Origin of the sequence: Micrococcus sp. GbtcB5, assembly GCF_019091605.1 — a bacterium.
Taxonomy (GTDB): Bacteria; Actinomycetota; Actinomycetes; order Actinomycetales; family Micrococcaceae; genus Micrococcus; species Micrococcus luteus.
Window position 1 is genome coordinate 52,948 of sequence record NZ_JAGXJK010000008.1, and the last position, 18,712, is coordinate 71,659.

General features: G+C 73.2%; 17 protein-coding genes and 1 tRNA gene. 7 read left to right on the top strand and 11 right to left on the bottom strand.

Going from position 1 to position 18,712, the window contains the following annotated elements:
• Positions 1-19: 19 nt before the first annotated feature.
• Positions 20-589 (bottom strand): helix-turn-helix domain-containing protein, encoded by a 570-nt coding sequence (locus KVS67_RS04295; RefSeq protein ID WP_217564764.1) that lies wholly within the window; start codon positions 587-589, stop codon positions 20-22.
• Between the two features lie 184 nt (positions 590-773).
• On the opposite strand from KVS67_RS04295, the gene KVS67_RS04300 reads away from it, so the two are divergent.
• Both KVS67_RS04300 and KVS67_RS04305 read left to right on the top strand, forming a co-directional pair.
• The gene (locus tag KVS67_RS04300; RefSeq protein ID WP_041103048.1) at positions 774-2,282 is read left to right on the top strand and encodes a sodium:solute symporter; all 1,509 of its coding nucleotides are present in this window, start codon (positions 774-776) and stop codon (positions 2,280-2,282) included.
• Between the two features lie 207 nt (positions 2,283-2,489).
• Entirely contained in the window at positions 2,490-3,683 is a 1,194-nt protein-coding gene (locus tag KVS67_RS04305; protein ID WP_041103050.1) for an alcohol dehydrogenase catalytic domain-containing protein, read from the top strand.
• Between the two features lie 76 nt (positions 3,684-3,759).
• On the opposite strand, the gene KVS67_RS04310 is transcribed toward KVS67_RS04305, so the two are convergent.
• Positions 3,760-4,083: a DUF202 domain-containing protein gene (locus KVS67_RS04310; protein ID WP_041103052.1), complete on the bottom strand. Its 324-nt coding sequence runs from the start codon at positions 4,081-4,083 to the stop codon at positions 3,760-3,762.
• 4 nt (positions 4,084-4,087) lie between these two features.
• Positions 4,088-4,507: a YidH family protein gene (locus KVS67_RS04315; protein ID WP_041103054.1), complete on the bottom strand. Its 420-nt coding sequence runs from the start codon at positions 4,505-4,507 to the stop codon at positions 4,088-4,090.
• A gap of 93 nt (positions 4,508-4,600) precedes the next feature.
• On the opposite strand from KVS67_RS04315, the gene KVS67_RS04320 reads away from it, so the two are divergent.
• Positions 4,601-5,731 carry a VIT1/CCC1 transporter family protein gene (locus KVS67_RS04320; RefSeq protein ID WP_041103056.1) on the top strand — a complete coding sequence of 377 codons (1,131 nt, stop codon included), beginning with the start codon at positions 4,601-4,603 and terminating at the stop codon, positions 5,729-5,731.
• Between the two features lie 126 nt (positions 5,732-5,857).
• On the opposite strand, the gene sucD is transcribed toward KVS67_RS04320, so the two are convergent.
• From sucD to pcrA, 3 genes are all read right to left on the bottom strand, one after another.
• Positions 5,858-6,778 carry a succinate--CoA ligase subunit alpha gene (gene sucD, locus KVS67_RS04325; RefSeq protein ID WP_012750749.1) on the bottom strand — a complete coding sequence of 307 codons (921 nt, stop codon included), beginning with the start codon at positions 6,776-6,778 and terminating at the stop codon, positions 5,858-5,860.
• Between the two features lie 27 nt (positions 6,779-6,805).
• The gene (gene sucC, locus KVS67_RS04330) at positions 6,806-7,975 is read right to left on the bottom strand and encodes an ADP-forming succinate--CoA ligase subunit beta (protein WP_101965708.1); all 1,170 of its coding nucleotides are present in this window, start codon (positions 7,973-7,975) and stop codon (positions 6,806-6,808) included.
• 184 nt (positions 7,976-8,159) lie between these two features.
• Positions 8,160-10,721, bottom strand: coding sequence for a DNA helicase PcrA (pcrA, locus tag KVS67_RS04335; RefSeq protein ID WP_044659022.1), 2,562 nt, complete (start codon positions 10,719-10,721; stop codon positions 8,160-8,162).
• Between the two features lie 261 nt (positions 10,722-10,982).
• On the opposite strand from pcrA, the gene KVS67_RS04340 reads away from it, so the two are divergent.
• From KVS67_RS04340 to KVS67_RS04350, 3 genes are all read left to right on the top strand, one after another.
• Positions 10,983-12,164, top strand: coding sequence for an acyltransferase family protein (locus KVS67_RS04340; RefSeq protein WP_101967279.1), 1,182 nt, complete (start codon positions 10,983-10,985; stop codon positions 12,162-12,164).
• 172 nt (positions 12,165-12,336) lie between these two features.
• Positions 12,337-12,984 carry a hypothetical protein gene (locus tag KVS67_RS04345; RefSeq protein WP_044659023.1) on the top strand — a complete coding sequence of 216 codons (648 nt, stop codon included), beginning with the start codon at positions 12,337-12,339 and terminating at the stop codon, positions 12,982-12,984.
• A 43-nt stretch (positions 12,985-13,027) separates the two neighbouring features.
• A tRNA-Arg gene (locus tag KVS67_RS04350) sits at positions 13,028-13,101 on the top strand.
• A 26-nt stretch (positions 13,102-13,127) separates the two neighbouring features.
• Here KVS67_RS04350 and KVS67_RS04355 read toward each other — a convergent pair.
• From KVS67_RS04355 to KVS67_RS04365, 3 genes are all read right to left on the bottom strand, one after another.
• The gene (locus tag KVS67_RS04355; RefSeq protein ID WP_041103066.1) at positions 13,128-14,996 is read right to left on the bottom strand and encodes an ABC transporter ATP-binding protein; all 1,869 of its coding nucleotides are present in this window, start codon (positions 14,994-14,996) and stop codon (positions 13,128-13,130) included.
• Between the two features lie 76 nt (positions 14,997-15,072).
• The gene (locus KVS67_RS04360; RefSeq protein ID WP_020628346.1) at positions 15,073-15,567 is read right to left on the bottom strand and encodes an HNH endonuclease; all 495 of its coding nucleotides are present in this window, start codon (positions 15,565-15,567) and stop codon (positions 15,073-15,075) included.
• A gap of 159 nt (positions 15,568-15,726) precedes the next feature.
• Positions 15,727-16,449: a metal-dependent transcriptional regulator gene (locus KVS67_RS04365; RefSeq protein ID WP_020628347.1), complete on the bottom strand. Its 723-nt coding sequence runs from the start codon at positions 16,447-16,449 to the stop codon at positions 15,727-15,729.
• 128 nt (positions 16,450-16,577) lie between these two features.
• On the opposite strand from KVS67_RS04365, the gene serC reads away from it, so the two are divergent.
• Positions 16,578-17,705: a phosphoserine transaminase gene (gene serC / locus KVS67_RS04370; RefSeq protein ID WP_115165379.1), complete on the top strand. Its 1,128-nt coding sequence runs from the start codon at positions 16,578-16,580 to the stop codon at positions 17,703-17,705.
• Between the two features lie 19 nt (positions 17,706-17,724).
• On the opposite strand, the gene KVS67_RS04375 is transcribed toward serC, so the two are convergent.
• Together KVS67_RS04375 and KVS67_RS04380 are read right to left on the bottom strand one after the other, a co-directional pair.
• Positions 17,725-18,246 carry a DUF3027 domain-containing protein gene (locus tag KVS67_RS04375; protein ID WP_063190190.1) on the bottom strand — a complete coding sequence of 174 codons (522 nt, stop codon included), beginning with the start codon at positions 18,244-18,246 and terminating at the stop codon, positions 17,725-17,727.
• A gap of 3 nt (positions 18,247-18,249) precedes the next feature.
• Positions 18,250-18,633 (bottom strand): cold-shock protein, encoded by a 384-nt coding sequence (locus KVS67_RS04380; protein ID WP_020628350.1) that lies wholly within the window; start codon positions 18,631-18,633, stop codon positions 18,250-18,252.
• Positions 18,634-18,712 lie beyond the last annotated feature (79 nt).

The window sequence follows — 18,712 nt, forward strand, 5'->3', positions numbered from 1 at the left end:
GTGGGCGCGCCGGACGGGGTCACGCGTGGCCCACGAGGGTCCACAGCACGACGGCGCGGCGGTCGTCCGGATTGGCCCACGAGTGGGGCTCGCGGCCGGGGAAGGTGACGGTGTCCCCCTCCTCCAACAGGTGCACGGCCTCGGTGGTCCGCAGCTCGAGGCGGCCGGTGACCACGTGCACCGCCTCCACGCGGCAGTCCACGGTGTACAGCTCCGCCTCCCCGCGGCCGCGCGGCGCGATGTCAGCGCGCAGGATCTGCAGGTCACGACTGCCGCGCGGGGTGATCAGGCGCTCGCGGATGCCCTCGCCGCCGAGGTTGACCGCGGGGGCGTCGGCGAGGCGCACGACCGTCACCTCGGGCGCGTCCAGGACGTCGCCCGGGCTCGCGCCGAGCACCTGGCACAGGGTCACGAGCGTGCTCACGGACGGGCTCGTCAGGTCCCGCTCGAGGCGGGAGAGGAAGCCCTTGCTGACGCCGGCCGCCTCGGCCAGCTGGGCCACGGTGAGCCGCCGCGCCTCGCGCAGCGCACGCAGCCGACGGCCGATCAGCGCCTGGCCCGGCGCGGTCTCGAGCGGGAGGGCCTTCATCGCGCTCCTCCCGACGTCGGCCAGGCGACATCGCCGATGTCACCCTGGACGACATGTTGTCTGATAAGCAACATGTGTTTACCGTAGGCCCGGATCGTGTGATCGGCAACACGACGATCTCTTGTGTCCCGCCGCGGCGCACCGCATCCCGGCGCCTCGGATCCCTTCGCTCCAAAGACCGCCCGTGACCCTCAACCTGACCATCGTCGCCGTCTACCTGGTCGGCATGCTCGCCTTCGGCTGGTGGGGCAAGACCCGCGCCGCCAGCTCGGAGGACTACCTCGTGGCGGGCCGCCGCCTCGGGCCGGTGCTGTTCACCGGCACCATGGCCGCCGTCGTGCTCGGCGGCGCCGCCACCGTGGGCGGCGTCGGCCTGGGGTACGAGTTCGGGCTCTCCGGCGCGTGGCTCGTGGCCGCCATCGGCGTCGGCGTCCTCATCCTGTCGGTGGCGTTCGCCCCGATCCTGGCCCGCCTGAAGATCTACACCGTCTCGCAGATGCTCCGCCTGCGGTACGGCCGTGGCGGGGCCTCCCACGCCTCCTCCTTCGTGATGCTCGCCTACACGCTCATGCTCGCCGCCACCTCCACGGGCGCCTACGCGTCGCTCTTCGTGGTGCTCTTCGGCTGGGACCGCTGGCTGTCCGTCCTGGTGGGCGGCGGCATCGTGCTGGCCTACTCCGTGCTCGGCGGCATGTGGTCCATCACCCTGGCCGACATGGCCCAGTTCCTCATCATGACCATCGGCCTGTTCGCCCTCATGCTCCCCCTCTCCCTGGCCAACGCCGGCGGCTGGAGCGCCATGCAGGAGCGCCTGGGCGCCGAGTTCTTCAGCTGGGACGGGATCGGCGTGCAGTCGATCGTCACCTACTTCGTGATCTACACCCTCGGCCTGCTGATCGGCCAGGACGTCTGGCAGCGCGTGTTCACGGCCCGCTCCCCGCGCGTGGCCCAGATCGGCGGCGCCACCGCGGGGCTGTACTGCATCGTGTACGGCGTCGCCGGCGCCGTGATCGGCATGGCGGCGCGCACGGTGACCGCGGACATCGCCGCCACGGACGACGTGTTCGCGTGGGTCGCCCAGAACCTGCTGCCCGTGGGCGTGGGCGGCGTGGCCCTGGCGGCCGCCGTCGCGGCCATGATGTCCACCGCCTCGGGCGCGATCATCGCGGCCTCGACCGTGATGCGCACCGACATCCTCCCGATCCTCCGCGGCGAGGCCACCGCCGCCGAGGACGGCGCCGTCGCCGAGGACGCGGCCACGGAGACCGCGGCGGAGCTCGCCTCGAACCGCGGCTGGGTGCTGCTGCTCGGCGCCGTCGTGCTGGGGCTGGCGATCGTCGTCCCGGACGTGGTGGCGGCCCTGACCATCGCGTACGACATCCTCGTGGGCGGCCTGTTCGTCGCGATCGTCGGCGGCCTCGTGTGGAAGCGCGGCACCGGCACGGCGGCCCTGTGGTCCATGGTGGTCGGGACGGTGGGCACCCTCGGCACCATGGGCTGGCTCGAGCTGAACGCGGCCGAGCCCTTCGAGGGCGTCTTCGCGAACGAGCCGATCTACGTCGGCCTGGCCGCCTCCGCCGTCGTGTACGTCCTCCTCAGCCTGATGACCCGGCCCACCGACCCCGCGGTCCTCGAGGCCTGGCGGGTGCGCTCCCGCCACGGCGTCGACCCCGCGGTCCGAGCGCAGGTCTGACCCACGCTCCCGGGGCCTGTGATCCTCCGACGCCCGCACGATGGCCGAGGCCACGTGGTGCGGCGGGCGGCGGCGGGCGACCCTTCCCGCGGGCTCCCCCCGGCCCCTAGTGTCTCCGTACAGCCTGAGACCGGGACTCCCCCTCGGGTTCGCCCCGTCTCTCGCCCCACCTGGGGCCTCGCTGGAGACAGAAAGGCAACAGTTCTCATGACCACCAAGAACCGCGCCGTGGCATTCCACGGCATCAAGGACGTGCGCGTCGACGAGCTGGACTTCCCCAAGCTGGAGATGCCCGACGGCTCCGCCGCGCCGCACGGTGTCATCCTCAAGATCGTCGCGACCAACATCTGCGGCAGCGACCTGCACATCTACCGCGGGTCCTTCCCCGCCCCCGAGGGCATGGTGCTGGGTCACGAGATGACCGGCCAGGTGCTGGAGGTCGGCAGCGACGTCCAGTTCCTGCAGGAGGGCGACCTCGTCTCCGTGCCGTTCAACGTGGCCTGCGGCCGTTGCCGCAACTGCCGCGCCGGCCGGACCGAGATCTGCGAGACCGCCAACCCGGACCAGGCCTGCGCCGCCTACGGCTTCAATCTGGGCGGCTTCCAGGGCGGGCAGGCCGAGTACCTGTTCGTGCCGTACGCCGACTTCCAGCTGCTGCGCTTCCCGGACCAGGAGCAGGCGATGGAGAAGATCCTGGATCTGACCGTGCTCTCGGACATCCTCCCGACGGCGTTCCACGGCCTCGTGGAGGCCGGCGCCAAGCCCGGCTCCACCGTCTACATCGCCGGTGCCGGCCCCGTGGGCCGGTGCGCCGCGGCCGCCGCTCGGCTGCTGGGCGCCTCGTGCATCATCGTGGGCGACCAGGACGCCTCGCGACTGGAGCTGGTGCGCAAGCACGGCTGCGAGACCATCGACCTCTCCACCACGGAGAACCTGCAGGACGCCGTGAGCGACATCCTCGGCGAGCCGATGGTGGACTGCGCGGTGGACTGCGTCGGCTCCGAGGCCCACGGCCTGGGCTCCGCGTCCGATGAGATGCAGCCGATCGCCGCCGTGAACCAGGTCCTGGACATCACCCGTCCGGGCGGCGCCACGGGCATCATCGGCATCTACGGGCCGGACCCGATCGCGGAGACGAAGGCCGAGCAGGAGGGCACCTTCCCGGTGGACTTCGGCAAGGCCTGGATCAAGTCGCCCCACATCATCGGCGGCCAGGCGCCCGTCATGCGCTACAACCGCCAGCTGATGATGTCGATCCTGTGGGATCGGATGCCGTACCTGACGGAGATGGTCAACCCGCGCGTGATCAGCCTGGACGAGGCACCGCAGGCCTATGCGGAGTTCGACCAGGGCTCCCTGGAGAAGTTCGTCATCGACCCCCACGGCATGATCGCCCGCTGAGCGGTCCGCCTCCGGATGCACGACGGCGCCCCTCACCCGCCCCGCGCAGGTGAGGGGCGCCGTCGTCGTCCGCGGATCATGCCGCGTGCAGCAGCGTGGCGGTGATCCCGAGGGCCGCCAAGCCCACCACCAGCGCGACCATGCAGGCCACCGACGCCAGGGCCGGCCGGGCCTGCTCCCGCGCGATTCCGTCCGCGTGCGCCACGTAGCGCCGGCGCTGCGTGGCCAGCACCGCCGCCCCGCCGACGGCCGCCACCACCGCAGGCCCGAACGCCCACGCGCCGACGGTCGGCCACCACCTCAGGAACGTGAGGCTGAGGACGCCCAGCGCCAGGACCGTGCGGCCCCAGCTCATCACGGTGCGCTCGGGCTGCAGCCCCGGGTCGTGATGCAGGCGCATCGTCTCAGCCCCGCGGAAGGACGACGGCGGCCAGCAGCACCACGACGGCCAGCACGACGCCCCCCGCGAGGACCGGGACGATCAGCGGCAGCGGCAGCGGACGGCCGCGGCGCATCGCCCGCTCCACCCGGAGCCAGCGCGCGCCCGCGCCCAGGGCGAGCAGCGCCGCCAGGACGAGCAGCACCGTGCTCAGCACCACCCGGACCGGCGGCGCGAAGAGGGCGCCGGTGAACGCCTCCACCGCGACCCCGCCGGCCAGCAGCGCCAGCGCCGTCCGGACCCAGGCCAGGAACGTGCGCTCGTTGGCGAGCGTGAACCGGGGGTCCGGCTCCTCCCCGCCCGCCAGGAGGCGGTGCTGCCAGGCCGGCCGGCCGCCGTCGTGGGCGGCGGTCTCGGGGCCGTCGGGGGTCTCTGCTGCGTCCATGCGGCCATGGTAGCGACGGCGTAGACTGGCCGGTCGGGCGCGCCCGGCCGCGACGGCGCCGCCCGTCCCCGCCCGCCCATCCGATGGAGCCCCATGAGCCCCGCCCACACCGCCACGCCCGCGGCACGTCCCGAGCCGACCCGCGAACAGGTCCGACGCTGGCGCCGCTACCTCGCCGACGAGATCGCCGAGGGCCAGATCTACCGCGACATCGCCGCTCGCAAGGACGGCGTGGAGCGCGACATCCTGCTCGGCCTCGCCGAGGCCGAGCGCCGCCACGAACAGCACTGGCGGGCCCTCCTGGGCGAGCACGCCGAGAACCCGCCGCGCCCCTCCCTGCACCGCATCCTGCTGCGCTGGCTCGCGCGGATCTTCGGCTCCGTGTTCGTGCTGGCCCTGGCCCAGCGCGCCGAGTCGGACACTCCCTACGCGGAGGACCAGGACGCCCCCGAGGGCATGGTGGCGGACGAGGCCATCCACGAGGAGGTCGTGCGCGGCCTCGCCGCCCGGGGTCGCGAGCAGCTGGCCGGCAACTTCCGCGCCGCCGTCTTCGGCATGAACGACGGGCTGGTCTCCAACCTGGCGCTCGTGATGGGCATCGGCGCGACGGGCGTGGCGCCGTCCGTCGTGCTGTTCACCGGCGTGGCCGGCCTGCTGGCGGGCGCGCTGTCCATGGCGGCCGGCGAGTACGTCTCGGTGCGGTCCCAGCGGGAGCTGCTCGAGGCCTCCTCCCCCACCCAGATCACCCTCGAGGCGGCCCAGCACCTGGACCTGGACCACAACGAGCTCACGCTCGTCTACCTGGCCCGCGGCATGACGCCCGAGGACGCCGAGCACCGCGCGCTCGAGCGCCTCGGCTATCTCACGTGCGACTGCAACCCGCAGTTCTCCGCCCGTCCCGACGGCTCCCAGGGGCCGGTGGACCACTCGGACTCCTTCGCGGAGATCGGCTCGGCGTGGAGCGCCTCCCTGTCCAGCTTCGCGTTCTTCGCCTCCGGCGCACTCATCCCGATCCTGCCGTACATCTTCGGCATGTCCGGGCTGTGGGCCCTGGGCCTGGCGGCGGCGATGGTGGGCGTGGCCCTGCTCTTCACCGGCGGTGTGGTCGGGCTGCTGTCCGGCTCCTCACCGCTGGCTCGGGGCCTGCGCCAGCTCGCGATCGGCTTCGGCGCCGCTGCCGTGACGTACGTGCTCGGCCTGCTCTTCGGCGCGAACGTGGGCTGACGGGCGCCCACCGCCTGCTCCGCCCCGCACAGCACACGGCCCCTGCCCCTCAGGACGAGGGACAGGGGCCGTGGTGCATCCGCCTGCCGGTGCGGAGCGCCGGCATCGGCGCCCCCCACCGCGGGATCAGGCCTGGGCCTGCAGGATCTCCCGCATGAGCTGGGCGGTCTCGGACGGGGTCTTGCCGACCTTCACGCCCGCGGCCTCGAGGGCCTCCTTCTTGGCCTGCGCGGTGCCGGCGGAGCCGGAGACGATGGCGCCGGCGTGGCCCATGGTCTTGCCCTCCGGGGCGGTGAAGCCGGCCACGTAGCCGACGACCGGCTTGGTGACGTTGGCCTTGATGAACTCGGCCGCACGCTCCTCGGCGTCGCCGCCGATCTCGCCGATCATCACGATGGCCTGGGTGTCCGGGTCGGCCTCGAACGCCTCGAGGGCGTCGATGTGGGTGGTGCCGATGATCGGGTCGCCGCCGATGCCGATGGCGGTGGAGAAGCCGAAGTCACGCAGCTCGTACATCATCTGGTAGGTCAGCGTGCCGGACTTGGACACGAGGCCGATGGGGCCGGAGCCGGTGATGGTGGCCGGGGTGATGCCCGCCAGGGCCTCGCCCGGGGTGATGACGCCGGGGCAGTTCGGGCCGATGATGCGGGTCTTCGGCTTGCCGTCCTCGCCGGTCTTCGACTGGGACAGGGCGAAGAACTTGGCGGTGTCCTGCACCGGGATGCCCTCGGTGATGACCACGAGCAGCGGGATCTCGGCCTCGATGGCCTCGATGGCGGCGTCCTTGGCGAAGGCCGGCGGCACGAAGGCCACGGACACGTCCGCACCGGTCTTCTCCATGGCCTCCTTGACGGTGCCGAAGACGGGCAGCTCGACGGCGTTGCCGTCCTTGTCCTCGTGGGACACGGTGGTGCCGGCCTTGCGGGCGTTCACGCCGCCCACGATGTTCGTGCCGGCCTTGAGCATGAGGCGGGTGTGCTTGGTGCCCTCACCGCCGGTGATGCCCTGGACGATGACCTTGGAGTCCTTGTTCAGGTAGATCGACATAGCTGTTTCCTCAGTCTTTCCGAACGGTCAGTTCGCGGAGTGGGCGAGCTCGGCGGCCTTGTCGGCGCCCTCGTCCATGGTGGCGGCCAGGGTGACGAGCGGGTGGTTCGCCTCCTGCAGGATGCGGCGGCCCTCCTCCACGGCATTGCCGTCCAGGCGCACGACCAGCGGCTTGGTGGCGGTGTCACCCAGGATCTCGAGGGCCTTGACGATGCCGTTCGCGACCTGGTCGCACGCGGTGATGCCGCCGAAGACGTTCACGAACACGGACTTGACCTGCTCGTCGCCCAGGATGACGTCGAGGCCGTTGGCCATGACCTCGGCGTTGGCGCCGCCGCCGATGTCCAGGAAGTTGGCCGGCTTCACGCCGCCGTGCTGCTCGCCGGCGTACGCGACGACGTCGAGGGTGGACATCACGAGGCCGGCGCCGTTGCCGATCACGCCTACCTGGCCGTCCAGCTTCACGTAGTTGAGGCCGTTGGCCTTGGCCTTGGCCTCCAGCGGGTCCTCGGTGCGCTCGTCGACGAGGGCGGCGTGGCCCTCATGGCGGAACGCCGCGTTGTCGTCGAGGGAGACCTTGCCGTCCAGGGCGAGGATCGTGCCGTCGCCGGTCTTCACCAGCGGGTTCACCTCGACGAGGGTGGCGTCCTCCTTCTCGAAGACCTCCCAGAGCTTCTGGATGACCTCGGCGACGTCGGCGCGCAGCTCCTCGGGGAAGCCCGCCTCGGTGACGATCTTCTGGGCGGTCTCGGCGTCGATGCCGGTCAGCGGGGAGACGGGCACCTTGGCGAGGGCCTCGGGGCGCTCCTCGGCGAGCTGCTCGATCTCCATGCCGCCCTCGACCGAGCACATGGCCAGGTAGGTGCGGTTGGCGCGGTCCAGCAGCACGGAGAAGTAGTACTCCTCGGCGATGTCGGCGCCCTGGGCGATCATGACCTGGTGCACGGTGTGGCCCTTGATGTCCATCCCCAGGATGGCCTTGGCGTGCTCGTAGGCCTCGTCGGCCGTCTTGGCGACCTTCACGCCGCCGGCCTTGCCGCGGCCGCCGACCTTCACCTGCGCCTTGACGACGGTGACGCCGCCGATCTTCTCCGCGGCCGCCTTGGCCTCGTCCGGGGTCTGCGCAACGATGCCGGCCAGCACGGGGACGCCGTGCGCCTCGAACAGATCGCGCGCCTGGTACTCATACAGGTCCACGGTGGTGTGTCCTTCTTGGTCGAAGACAGGGTCTGCCGGCCTCGCCCGCGGGCGCGGCCGACGTCGACGCCCCCTCCGTGGCCGGGCCGGGCGCGGGGGCACGGCGGGGCGGCGGACGGCGGCGTTCCACGGCTCACTGTAGTCCACGCCCCGGGGCGACCGGGGGGTCGGCGGGCCGGTCCCGTCAGCCCTCGACCTTCGTCAGCGGGGCGTAGCGCAGCAGCAGCCGCTTCTGCGCCCCGGTGGCGTCGAAGGTGACGGTCGCGACGGTCTTGTCCCCCGCGCCCGCGACGGCGTCCACGCGCCCCTCGCCGAACGTGGCGTGGGAGACGCGGTCGCCCGGGCTGAGCGCCACGATCTCCTTCTGCGGCTGCACCCGGCTCGGCGCCTTCCCGCGCACCACGCCGGAGGGCACCGTGAGGTCCGCCGGCTCGTCCCCGCGGGTGAGGCGCTGGGGTCGCGCGCCGTCGTCGTCCCGGGACCGCCAGGCCGGCCGGCCGCCCCCGAACCGCCCCGCGTAGCGCGAGGTGCCGGCGCCGGTCAGGCTCAACGAGCCGGCCGAGCGGGTGGTGCCCTCCCGCTCCCAGTCGATGAGCGTCTCCGGGATCTCCCCGAGGAACTGGCTGGGCGGGTTGAACTGGTGCTGGCCCCACAGCGAGCGTGCCTCGGCGCGCGTCAGGAACAGGCGACGGCGGGCGCGCGTCAGGCCCACGTAGGCCAGACGGCGCTCCTCCGCGAGCTCCTTCTCGTCCGTCATCGAGCGGGCGTGCGGGAACACCCCGTGCTCCATGCCCGTCAGGAACACCACGGGGAACTCGAGGCCCTTGGCGGTGTGCAGCGTCATGAGCGTGACCTGGCCCTGCTGCTCGGCGAGCGCCTCGCCCTCCACGTCCGGGGCCGTGGGCAGCTGGTCTGCGTCCGCCACGAGCGCCACCTGCTCGAGGAAGTCGGACAGGGTGCCGTCCGGGTGCGTCGTCTCGAAGGAGCGGACGACGGCGACGAGCTCGCCGAGGTTGTCCGCGCGGGACTCGTCCTGCAGGTCCTCGGACTCGCGGAGGGCGGCCAGCATCCCGGACTGCTCGAGGACGGCCTCCAGGACGGTGGCCGGGCCGGCGGACTCGGCGACCTGGCCGAGGTCGTCCATCATCTGCACGAAGCCGCGGACGGCCTTGAGCGAGCGGGCGGCCATGCCGGGGGCGTTCTCGGCGTCGCGCAGGGCCGCGGAGAACGTGGAGCGGTTGCGCTCGGCCCACGCGGCGATGGCGCCCTCGGCCCGGTCCCCGATGCCCCGTTTGGGCTCGTTGAGGATGCGGCGCACGTTGACGTCGTCGTCGGGGTTGACGATCACCCGCAGGTAGGCGAGCGCGTCCTTGATCTCCTTGCGGTCGTAGAAGCGCGTGCCGCCGATGACCCGGTACGGGATGCCGCGCGTCACCAGCCGCTCCTCGAGCGCGCGGGACTGCGCGTTGGTCCGGTAGAACACGGCGACGTCGGCCGGGCGGATCCCGTCCTCGTCCTGCAGCCGGTCGATGGTGGTGGCGATCCACTCCGCTTCGGCGGACTCGTTCTCCGCGGCGTAGCCGACGATCGCCGGGCCCTCCCCCTCGGCCGTCCACAGGCGCTTGGGGCGGCGGTCCGGGTTGCGCTCGATCACCGCGTTGGCGGCGTCCAGGATGGTCTGCGTGGAGCGGTAGTTCTGCTCGAGCTTGATGGTGACGGCGTCCGTGAAGTCCTGCTCGAACTCGACGATGTTGCGGATGTCCGCGCCGCGGAACGCGTAGATGGACTGGTCCGAGTCGCCGACGACGGTCAGCTCGCCGCCGGGGGTCTCCACGCCCTCGGGGTCGCCCGCCGGGCCGGCGAGGAGCCGGATCAGGCGGTACTGTGCGTGGTTGGTGTCCTGGTACTCGTCCACGAGGACGTGGCGGAACCGGCGGCGGTAGTTGTCCAGCACGCGCGGGAACGCCTCGAACATGTGGACCGTCATGCCGATCAGGTCGTCGAAGTCCAGGGCGTTGGCCTGGCGCAGGCGGGCCGTGTAGTCCCGGTAGACGGCGGCGACGGCGCGGCCCCACGGGTCCCCCTCGGCCACGGTGGCGGCGTAGTCGTCCGCCTCCACGAGCTCGTTCTTCAGGGAGCTGATGCGGTTCAGCAGGGCCTTGGGCGCGAAGCGCTTCGGGTCCAGCTCGTGCTGCTTGGCGACGGTGGTGACCAGGCGCAGGCTGTCCGCCGAGTCGTAGATGGTGAACGTGGACTTCAGCCCGATGTTGGCGGCCTCGTTGCGCAGCAGCCGCACGGCGGAGGAATGGAACGTGGAGATCCACATCCGCTGGGCGGTGGGACCGATCAGCCCGGCCACGCGCTCGCGCATCTCCGCGGCGGCCTTGTTCGTGAAGGTGATGGCGAGGATCTCGTGCGGCCGCGCCCGGCCGGTGGCGAGCAGCCACGCGATGCGGTGGGTCAGCACCCGGGTCTTGCCCGAGCCGGCGCCCGCCACGATCAGCAGCGGCGCCCCCGTGTGGGTCACCGCGGCGGCCTGCTGCGGGTTGAGCCCCGCCACGAGCGACTCGGGAGTGTGCGCCGGAGCGGCCGGGCGGGCGTCCTCGCCCCAGGCCTCGGGGTCCGCGGCCGCGCGCGTGACGGCCGGGGGCACGAGCCCGGGCAGGGCGGTCTCCGGGTCCGCGGGGCGGCGGGTCCGGTCGAGGTTCAGGGGCGTGCGTCCGAGCGCGGAGAAGAGGTCAGCCATGGCGGACCCAGTCTAGGCGCGGCCCCGGACGCGACAGGGGGCGCCGTCGTCGCCATCCCCCACCGCGCCGCCCCGCCCCACCCCACCCGCACTTTCGAACGTGATGTGGGGCCTATCTCGCGTTCGAAAGTCCCCAAGACCCCGATTCCACGTTCGAAAACCGGCGGGAATCGAACGGCCCGCTATGGTCTTCTGGGCGTTCCGCGCGATGTGGCGGCGGAGCCTCCTTCCCCTGCCCCGCCACGTCACCCCGGAGCCGCCATGTCCACCACGCCGACCCCGCCCATGTCCCACGGGTCCACCCCCAGCCGGATGACCTGGATGGACGCGATGCGCGGATTCGCCGTGCTGCTGGTGATGTTCACCCACACCTACACGATGCCGCAGGGCCTCGACGCGACCTTCAGCTCCGTGGCGTTCGCGAACGTGGTGCAGGTGTTCCAGTCGTGGCGGATGCCGATGCTCGTGTTCCTGTCCGGCGTCCTGCTGCCCCGCTCCGTGTCCAAGCCGCTGGGCACGTACTACCGCGGCAAGGCGGAGCGGATCCTGTGGCCGTTCCTCGTCTGGATGGTCGTGCTGGCGCTGGCCACGGGCAGGCCCGGGTCCCTGCTGTCCGGCGAGTTCTGGCGCGGTGGCGCGTGGCACCTGTGGTTCCTGTGGGTGCTCATGCTCTGCTATCTCATCGGCCCGGTGATCCGCCGTGTCCCGGCGCTGGTGGTCGCGGCCGTCCTCTTCGTGCTGCTCCTGGAGTTCGTCAGCGGCCCCCGCGACTGGGTGCGTCCCCTGTACTGGGGTGTGTACTTCTTCCTCGGTGCCGCGTCCGCGCGACTGCTCCCCCGGATCCGCACGGCGCCGGCCGCCCTGGGTGTGATCGCGGTGATCCTGATGGTGCTCACCGTGACGGCCACGCGCACCGGCGCGCTCGTGGTGGCGGAGCGCCAGCCCTGGTCCGTGTTCGCTGCTCTGCCGGGGATCCTCGTGGTGCTGTGGCTCGGCCCGCGCCTGCCCCGTCTGCCGTTCCTCGAGTTCTGCGGCCGCCGCTCGATGGTCCTCTACGTCGCCCACATGCCGGTGCTGATCCTGGCGGTGGCGGCCTTCCGCGACCTCGCCGCGGTCCGCCCGGTCGACTTCTACGTGGCCATCGCGTCGTTCACGTTCCTCGTCCCGCTCGCCCTCGCGCTCGGCTACCGACGGGTGCGCTGGCTCTTCGAGTTCCCGACGGCGGGACGCGGCCGGGAGCGGCCACGCACCCGGGCAGCGGTCCCGGAGGCGGCCGACGCCGTGCCGGCGCAGACCGCCGAGCCCGCCCCGACGACGGCGCCCCTGCCGGTCGTCGAGCCGGCGTCCGAGCCGCAGTCCACCGCGGGGCCGGCCCCGGCCACCGAGCCGGCGTCCGACGCACCCGCCCAGGTCCCCCGCCCGCGGCCTCGCCACGCGGACTGAGCCGCCCCGGACTCGCCCCCACCCGCACTTTCGAACGTGATGTGGGGCCTATCTCGCGTTCGAAAGTTCCCATGACCCCGATTTCACGTTCGAAAGTGAGCTGGGCTGGGCGGGGCTGGGCGGGACCGGACCGGCTCGGCCGGTCTGGGAGGATGGACCGCGGAGGTGCCCCGTGTCCCAGAAGTCTCGCAAGTCCCGTCCGCGCCCGTCGCGGCCCGCCGCGCGCCCGGTCGCCGAGTCCCCGCGCTCCCGTCCCACGCTGCGGGACGTCAACGTCCGTGAGGACCTCGCCGCGGCCGCTGAGCGCGAGGGCAGCCCGGCGATCCCGGTGAGCGCGCTGATCGTGACCACCCTGCTCGTGGGCGCGTACCTCCATCTGCTGGTGCTGCAGCAGATGACCCAGCTCAGCGGCGGCCTGGCGATGCCGGACTCCCTGCTGTTCTACGGGCAGGACCACATCCGCGCGCTCTCCGCGGTCATGGACGAGGACGCCCGCGGCCAGCTGAACTGGGTGCACAAGACGGCCGGCGTGATCTTCCCGATCGCCGTGGCACTGACGGTCACCGCGGTCGGCGCATGGCGCCTGCGTCCCGTCGGCGCCAAGTGGGCCGTCTTCGGGCTGGGCGTGCTGTTCGCGGTCGTGGACATCTGCGAGAACATCGCGATCGAGCAGGCGATCGCCGCCGGCGGCCCGGGCACCGGCCTGGCCGCCGCCCTGACGCTGACCCGCTGGGTCCTGCTGGCGCTGCTCGCGCTGGCGGTGGCCGTGATGCTGTGGGCCGGGCGGCGCCGTCGTGGTCGCGCCACGCGGGCGGCCTGAAGGGCTCGGCTAGACTCGCTCACCGGACCGACGCACGGTCCGCGCCCCAGTAGCTCAGTTGGATAGAGCGACCCTCTCCTAAAGGGTAGGCCGTCGGTTCGATTCCGGCCTGGGGCACCTGGGCGGCCGGTCCGGTCGCCGCCTCATTCCGCGTCGGCGAACTGCGTGGTGTAGAGCTCCGCATACCGCCCGCCCGCCGCGAGCAGCGCGGCGTGCGTGCCGCGCTCCACGATCCGCCCGGCCTCGACCACGAGGATCTCGTCCGCGCTGCGCACGGTGGAGAGCCGGTGCGCGATCACGATCGCGGTCCGCCCGGCCAGCGCCTCCCCCAGCGCCTCCTGGATGGCGCGTTCGTTGGTGGAGTCCAGCGCCGCCGTCGCCTCGTCCAGCACCACGACGCGCGGAGCCGCCAGCAGCAGCCGCGCGATCGTCATGCGCTGCCGCTCGCCGCCGGAGAGGCGGTAGCCGCGCTCGCCGACCACGGTGTCCAGCCCGTCCGGCAGCGCCTCGACCACGGGGCGCAGGCGGGCCCGCTCGACGGCGTCCCACAGCTGCTCGTCCGTCGCGTCGGGGCGGGCCAGCGTCAGGTTGGCGCGCACGGTCTCGTGGAAGAGGTGGCCGTCCTGGGTCACCATGCCCACGGCCCGCTGCAGGTCCGCGAACGCGAGGTCCCGCACGTCCACGCCGCCGATCTCGACGGCGCCGGAGGTGACGTCGTGCAGGCGCGTGACGAGCGAGGCTATGGTGGACTTGCCCGCACCCGAAGAGCCCACGAGGGCCACGGTGGCCCCGGCGGGCACGGCCACGTCGATCCCGTGCAGCACCTCCTCGCCGCCGCGCGTGTCCAGCACGGCGACCTCCTCGAGGGAGGCCAGGGACACCTGCTCCGCGGTGGGGTAGGCGAAGCGCACGTCCCGCAGCCGCACGGACAGGGGCCCCTCCGGCAGGGCCGCGGGCCGCGCGGGCTCCGTGATGAGCGGCTCCAGGTCCAGGACCTCGAACACGCGCTCGAAGCTCACGAGCGCGCTCATGATCTCCACGCGGGCGTTCGCCAGCGCGGTCAGGGGGGCGTACAGGCGGGTCAGCAGCAGGGCGAGGGTGACGACGTCGCCGGCGTCGAGGGTGCCCGCGATCGCCTGGAGCCCGCCCACGCCGTACACGGCCGCGAGCGCGAGCGCGGAGACCAGGGTGAGCAGCGTGGTGAAGACGGCCTGGCGCACGGAGATGTCCACGCCGGTGGCGCGCACGCGGTCCGCGCGGCGGGCGAACTCGGCGGACTCGGCGGCGGGGCGGCCGAAGAGCTTGATGAGTGTGGCGCCGGGAGCGGAGAACCGCTCGGTCATCTGGTCGCCCATGGCCGCGTTGTGCCCGGCCCGTTCGCGGGACAGGTCCGCCAGCTTCGAGCCGACCGCCCGGGCCGGCACCAGGAACAGCGGCAGCATCACGAGGGACAGGACGGTGACCTGCCAGCTGGTGGCCACCATGACGCCCAGGGTCAGCGCCACGGACACCACGTTCGCGACGACGCCGGAGAGGGTCCGCGAGATCGCCGACTGCGCCCCGATCACGTCGTTGTTCAGGCGTGAGACGAGCGCGCCGGTGCGGGTGCGCTGGAAGAACGCCACCGGCATGCGCTGCACGTGGTCGAACACGGCGGTGCGCAGGTCGTAGATGACGCGTTCCCCCAGCCCGGCGGAGAGCCATTTGGTGAACACGGACAGCGCCGCGTCGAGCACGGCCACGAGGGCGATCAGCAGGGCCAGCCGCACCACGAGCCCGCGGTCCGCGCCGCCGGTGATCGCGTTGACGACGTCGCCGGCCAGCACGGGCGAGGCCACGCCGAGCACCGCGCCCACGATGGACGCCGCGACGAACACGATCAGGCGGGTGCGGTACCGGCCCGCGAACGCGATGGTCCGGCGCACCGTGCCGCGGGCGAGGCTCTGCTGGGCGTCGGACTGCCCGCGGGTCATCCGCATCATGGACATCCGTGCCGCCGACTCCATGCTCATGGGCCCCTCCGCTCTCTCGACCGTTGGAGAGTCTAGGAACCGCCGGGCACGGGCGGGCGCGATTCCGCTTCCGGCGTCAGGCCGCCAGGCGCAGGTAGTCCCGCCACGCTTCGGCGGGCCGCTCCAGCTCGCGGATCCGCCACTGGGCCCCGCGCGGGCGCACCGGCTCCACCCGCAGCCGCCAGCCCAGGGCCTCGAGCGAGCGGTCCGCCTTCGCCCCGTTGCAGCGCAGGCAGCAGGCCACGAGGTTCTCCCACGAGTTCTCGCCGCCCCGCGAGCGCGGCCGCACGTGGTCCACGGTGGTGGCGTGGGCGCCGCAGTAGGCGCAGCGGTGTCCGTCCCGGCGCAGCACGCCCTTGCGGGAGACCGGGGCCGCGTCCGTGTGGGGCACCCGGATGTACTGGTGCAGCAGGATCACGAGGGGCCGGCCCCACGCGCGGGTGGGGCTGCGCATCGGGTCACCGGCGTCCTCGAGCACGCTCGCCTTGCCGGTGGCCACGAGCAGCAGCGCCCGGCGGTCGGAGACGACCGAGAGGGGTTCGTAGCCGGCGTTGAGGACGAGTGTGCGCATCGGGGGCCTCGGAAGCGTGGGGACACAGGGGCGTCGTGTCCCCACGCTAGACGCGGGTGCATCGGCGCGCCGCGTGTCGCCTGCGGCGGCGGAAGAGGTTCACCGGCCCGTCACCGGGCCATCACGCCCCCGTCACGCACGACGACGGCGCGCCGCGCCTCAGCCGTCGAGACGCTCGACCCACACGTGCGCGGCCGTGGCCTCGGCCAGCTCGAGGGCCCCGCCGTCCGCGGCCGCGCCGTCCTCCGCCTCGCCCTCGACCCGGATGTACCCGGCGTCGCGGGCGGCCTCGGCACGCACCACACGGCCGGGGGTCACGCCGGCGCCGGCCAGCTGGGCCAGCAGCTCGGGGTCGGTCTGCACGCCCTCGGCCAGCCCGCGGACGCGGAACCGGCCGGCGGTGGCGGCCTCCTCGGAGAGCCGGGCGCCCGCCAGGCCCATGTCGCGGCTCCAGTCCTCGGCGGAGGCCTGCTCGGGCCGGGGCGGGATCGGGGTGCCGTAGGGGGTCTCGGTGGGGTTCTCCAGGAGCGTGAGCAGGCGGCGCTCCACCTGGTCGCTCATCACGTGCTCCCAGCGGCAGGCCTCCTCGTGGACGAGCTCCCACTCGAGGCCGATCACGTCCGCGAGCAGGCGCTCGGCCAGGCGGTGCTTGCGCAGCACGGACACGGCCCGCTCGCGGCCCGCCACGGTCAGCTCCAGCCGACGGTCCGCGCCCACGTGCACCAGCCCGTCCCGCTCCATGCGGGCCACGGTCTGGGAGACGGTGGGGCCGGAGTGCTCCAGACGCTCGACGATGCGGGCGCGCAGCGGGGGGATGCCCTCCTCCTCGAGCTCGAGGATCGTGCGCAGGTACATCTCGGTGGTGTCGATCAGATCCGTCATGGCACGTCCTCTTCCCTCGGGCTCTTCGTCCCGGACATCCTAGCGAGGCGTGAGTCACGTGGACGGCCGGTGGTCCCGGGCGCGGGAGAATGGGCGCGACCCGCGACCCCGAAGCGTCAGGAGCACGCATGACCTCCCCCGCCGAGATCACCATCCCCCAGGACCTGCTGCCGGCCGACGGCCGCTTCGGCGCCGGCCCCTCCAAGGTCCGCCCCGAGCAGCTGAGCGCGCTCCAGGACGCAGCCGGGCTGCTCGGCACGTCGCACCGTCAGAAGCCGGTCAAGGACCTGGTGGCGAGCGTCCGGTCGGGCGTCGCCGAGCTGTTCTCGGCGCCGGAGGGCTACGAGGTGATCCTCGGCGTCGGCGGCTCCACCGCGTTCTGGGACGCGGCCGCCTTCAGCCTGGTCCGCGAGCGCGCCCAGCATCTGAGCTTCGGCGAGTTCGGCTCGAAGTTCGCCAAGGCCACCGACCAGGCGCCGTTCCTGGCGCCGTCGGACATCCGCACCTCCGAGCCGGGCACCCGCCCCGAGCCGGAGGCCGTGGCCGGGGTCGACGTGTACGCGTGGCCGCACAACGAGACCTCCACCGGCGTGATGGCGCCCGTCGTCCGCCCCGCGGGCATCGACGAGGACGCGCTGGTCGTCGTCGACGCCACCTCGGCCGCGGGCGGCCTGCCGGTGGACGTGTCCGAGGCGGACGTGTACTACTTCGCGCCGCAGAAGAACTTCGCGTCCGACGGCGGTCTGTGGCTCGCGCTGTTCTCCCCGCGGGCCCTGGCGCGGGTCGCGGAGATCAAGGAGTCCGGCCGCTGGATCCCGGCGTTCCTGGACCTGGCCACGGCCGTGGAGAACTCCCTCAAGGACCAGACCTACAACACGCCCGCGCTGGCCACGCTCGTCATGCTGGACGCGCAGCTGCGCTGGATGAACGGCCAGGGCGGGCTGGACGCGATGACCGCCCGCACCGCCGACTCCTCCTCGCGCGTGTACGCGTGGGCCGAGGCGTCGTCGTTCGCCACGCCGTTTGTGGCCCGGCCCGAGGACCGCTCCGCCGTGGTCTGCACCGTCGACTTCTCCGACGACGTCGACGCGGCGGCGGTCGCCCAGGCCCTGCGCGCGAACGGCGTGGTGGACGTGGAGCCCTACCGCAAGCTCGGCCGGAACCAGCTGCGGATCGCGACCTTCGCCGCGACCGAGCCCGAGGACGTCGCGGCGCTGCTGCGCTGCATCGACCACGTGGTCGAGCGCCTGGCCTGAGCCGCCGGGGTGCGCCGGCTCAGCCGCGGTCGGCCGCCGCGGGCTCGGGTGCCGTCTGGGCGGCGTCGTCCGGCGCGGCCTCGGGCGCCGGGGAGCCGGGCACGCGGCCCTCGGCCACGGCCTTGAGCCGCTCGCGTTCCTCCTCGTTCACGCGCTCGGCGTACGGCACCCACGGGGGCGCCACGAGCGAACCCTCCCCCGCCATGAGGCCGGTCTCGCACACGGTGACCTGCCTGGCGCGTGGGGCCCGGGCGATCGTCACGTACCAGAGCCAGCCCGCGTAGCCGGGCATGCGGCACGCGAAGCGGTGCGTCAGGAGCCGGTCGTCGTCCACGAGCACGTCCACGTGCTCCCCCACCTCGTCCGGGGCGGCCAGCCCGGCCAGCCCCGCGCGGGCGGCGTCCACGGCGGCGGCGAGCAGCTCGTCGCGGCGGGGGGCCCGGCGACGCGCGGGCGGCGCGGCCGGCCTCTCCTCGGCGGGCGCGGGCTCGGCGTCGGGGCTCCGGTGGTCGATACGCGGGGCGTCGTCGTGGGTGGTCATGGCTCAGGCCTCCAGATCGTCGGCGACACGGCGCAGCACCTGTGCCATCTTCTGCGCCTGGGCGCGCTGGGGGTAGCGGCCGCGGCGCAGGCCGTTGGAGGTCTGGTCCAGCCACGTGATGAGGTCCTCCATGAGGACGGCCATCTCGGTGGCGCCGGGTCGGTGGTTGCGGACCACCGAGGGTGCGGCGTCGAGCACGCGCAGCGAGAGCGCCTGCTTGCCGCGGCGGCCCTCGGCCACGCCGAACTCCACGCGGGTGCCTCCGCGCAGCTCGGTCACCCCGGCCGGCAGGGCCGAGGCGGGCACGTGGACCTCCTCGCCCTCGTCCGTCTGGGCGAACCCGAAGCCCTTGGTCGAGTCGTAGAACTTGATGCGCCCGGTGGGCATGTGCGTCACCTGCTCCTCGTCATGTGGGTCCACCGCGTCGGGCCGGCGCCGCAGGGGCGGCCGTGCTCTCGTCTCGGGT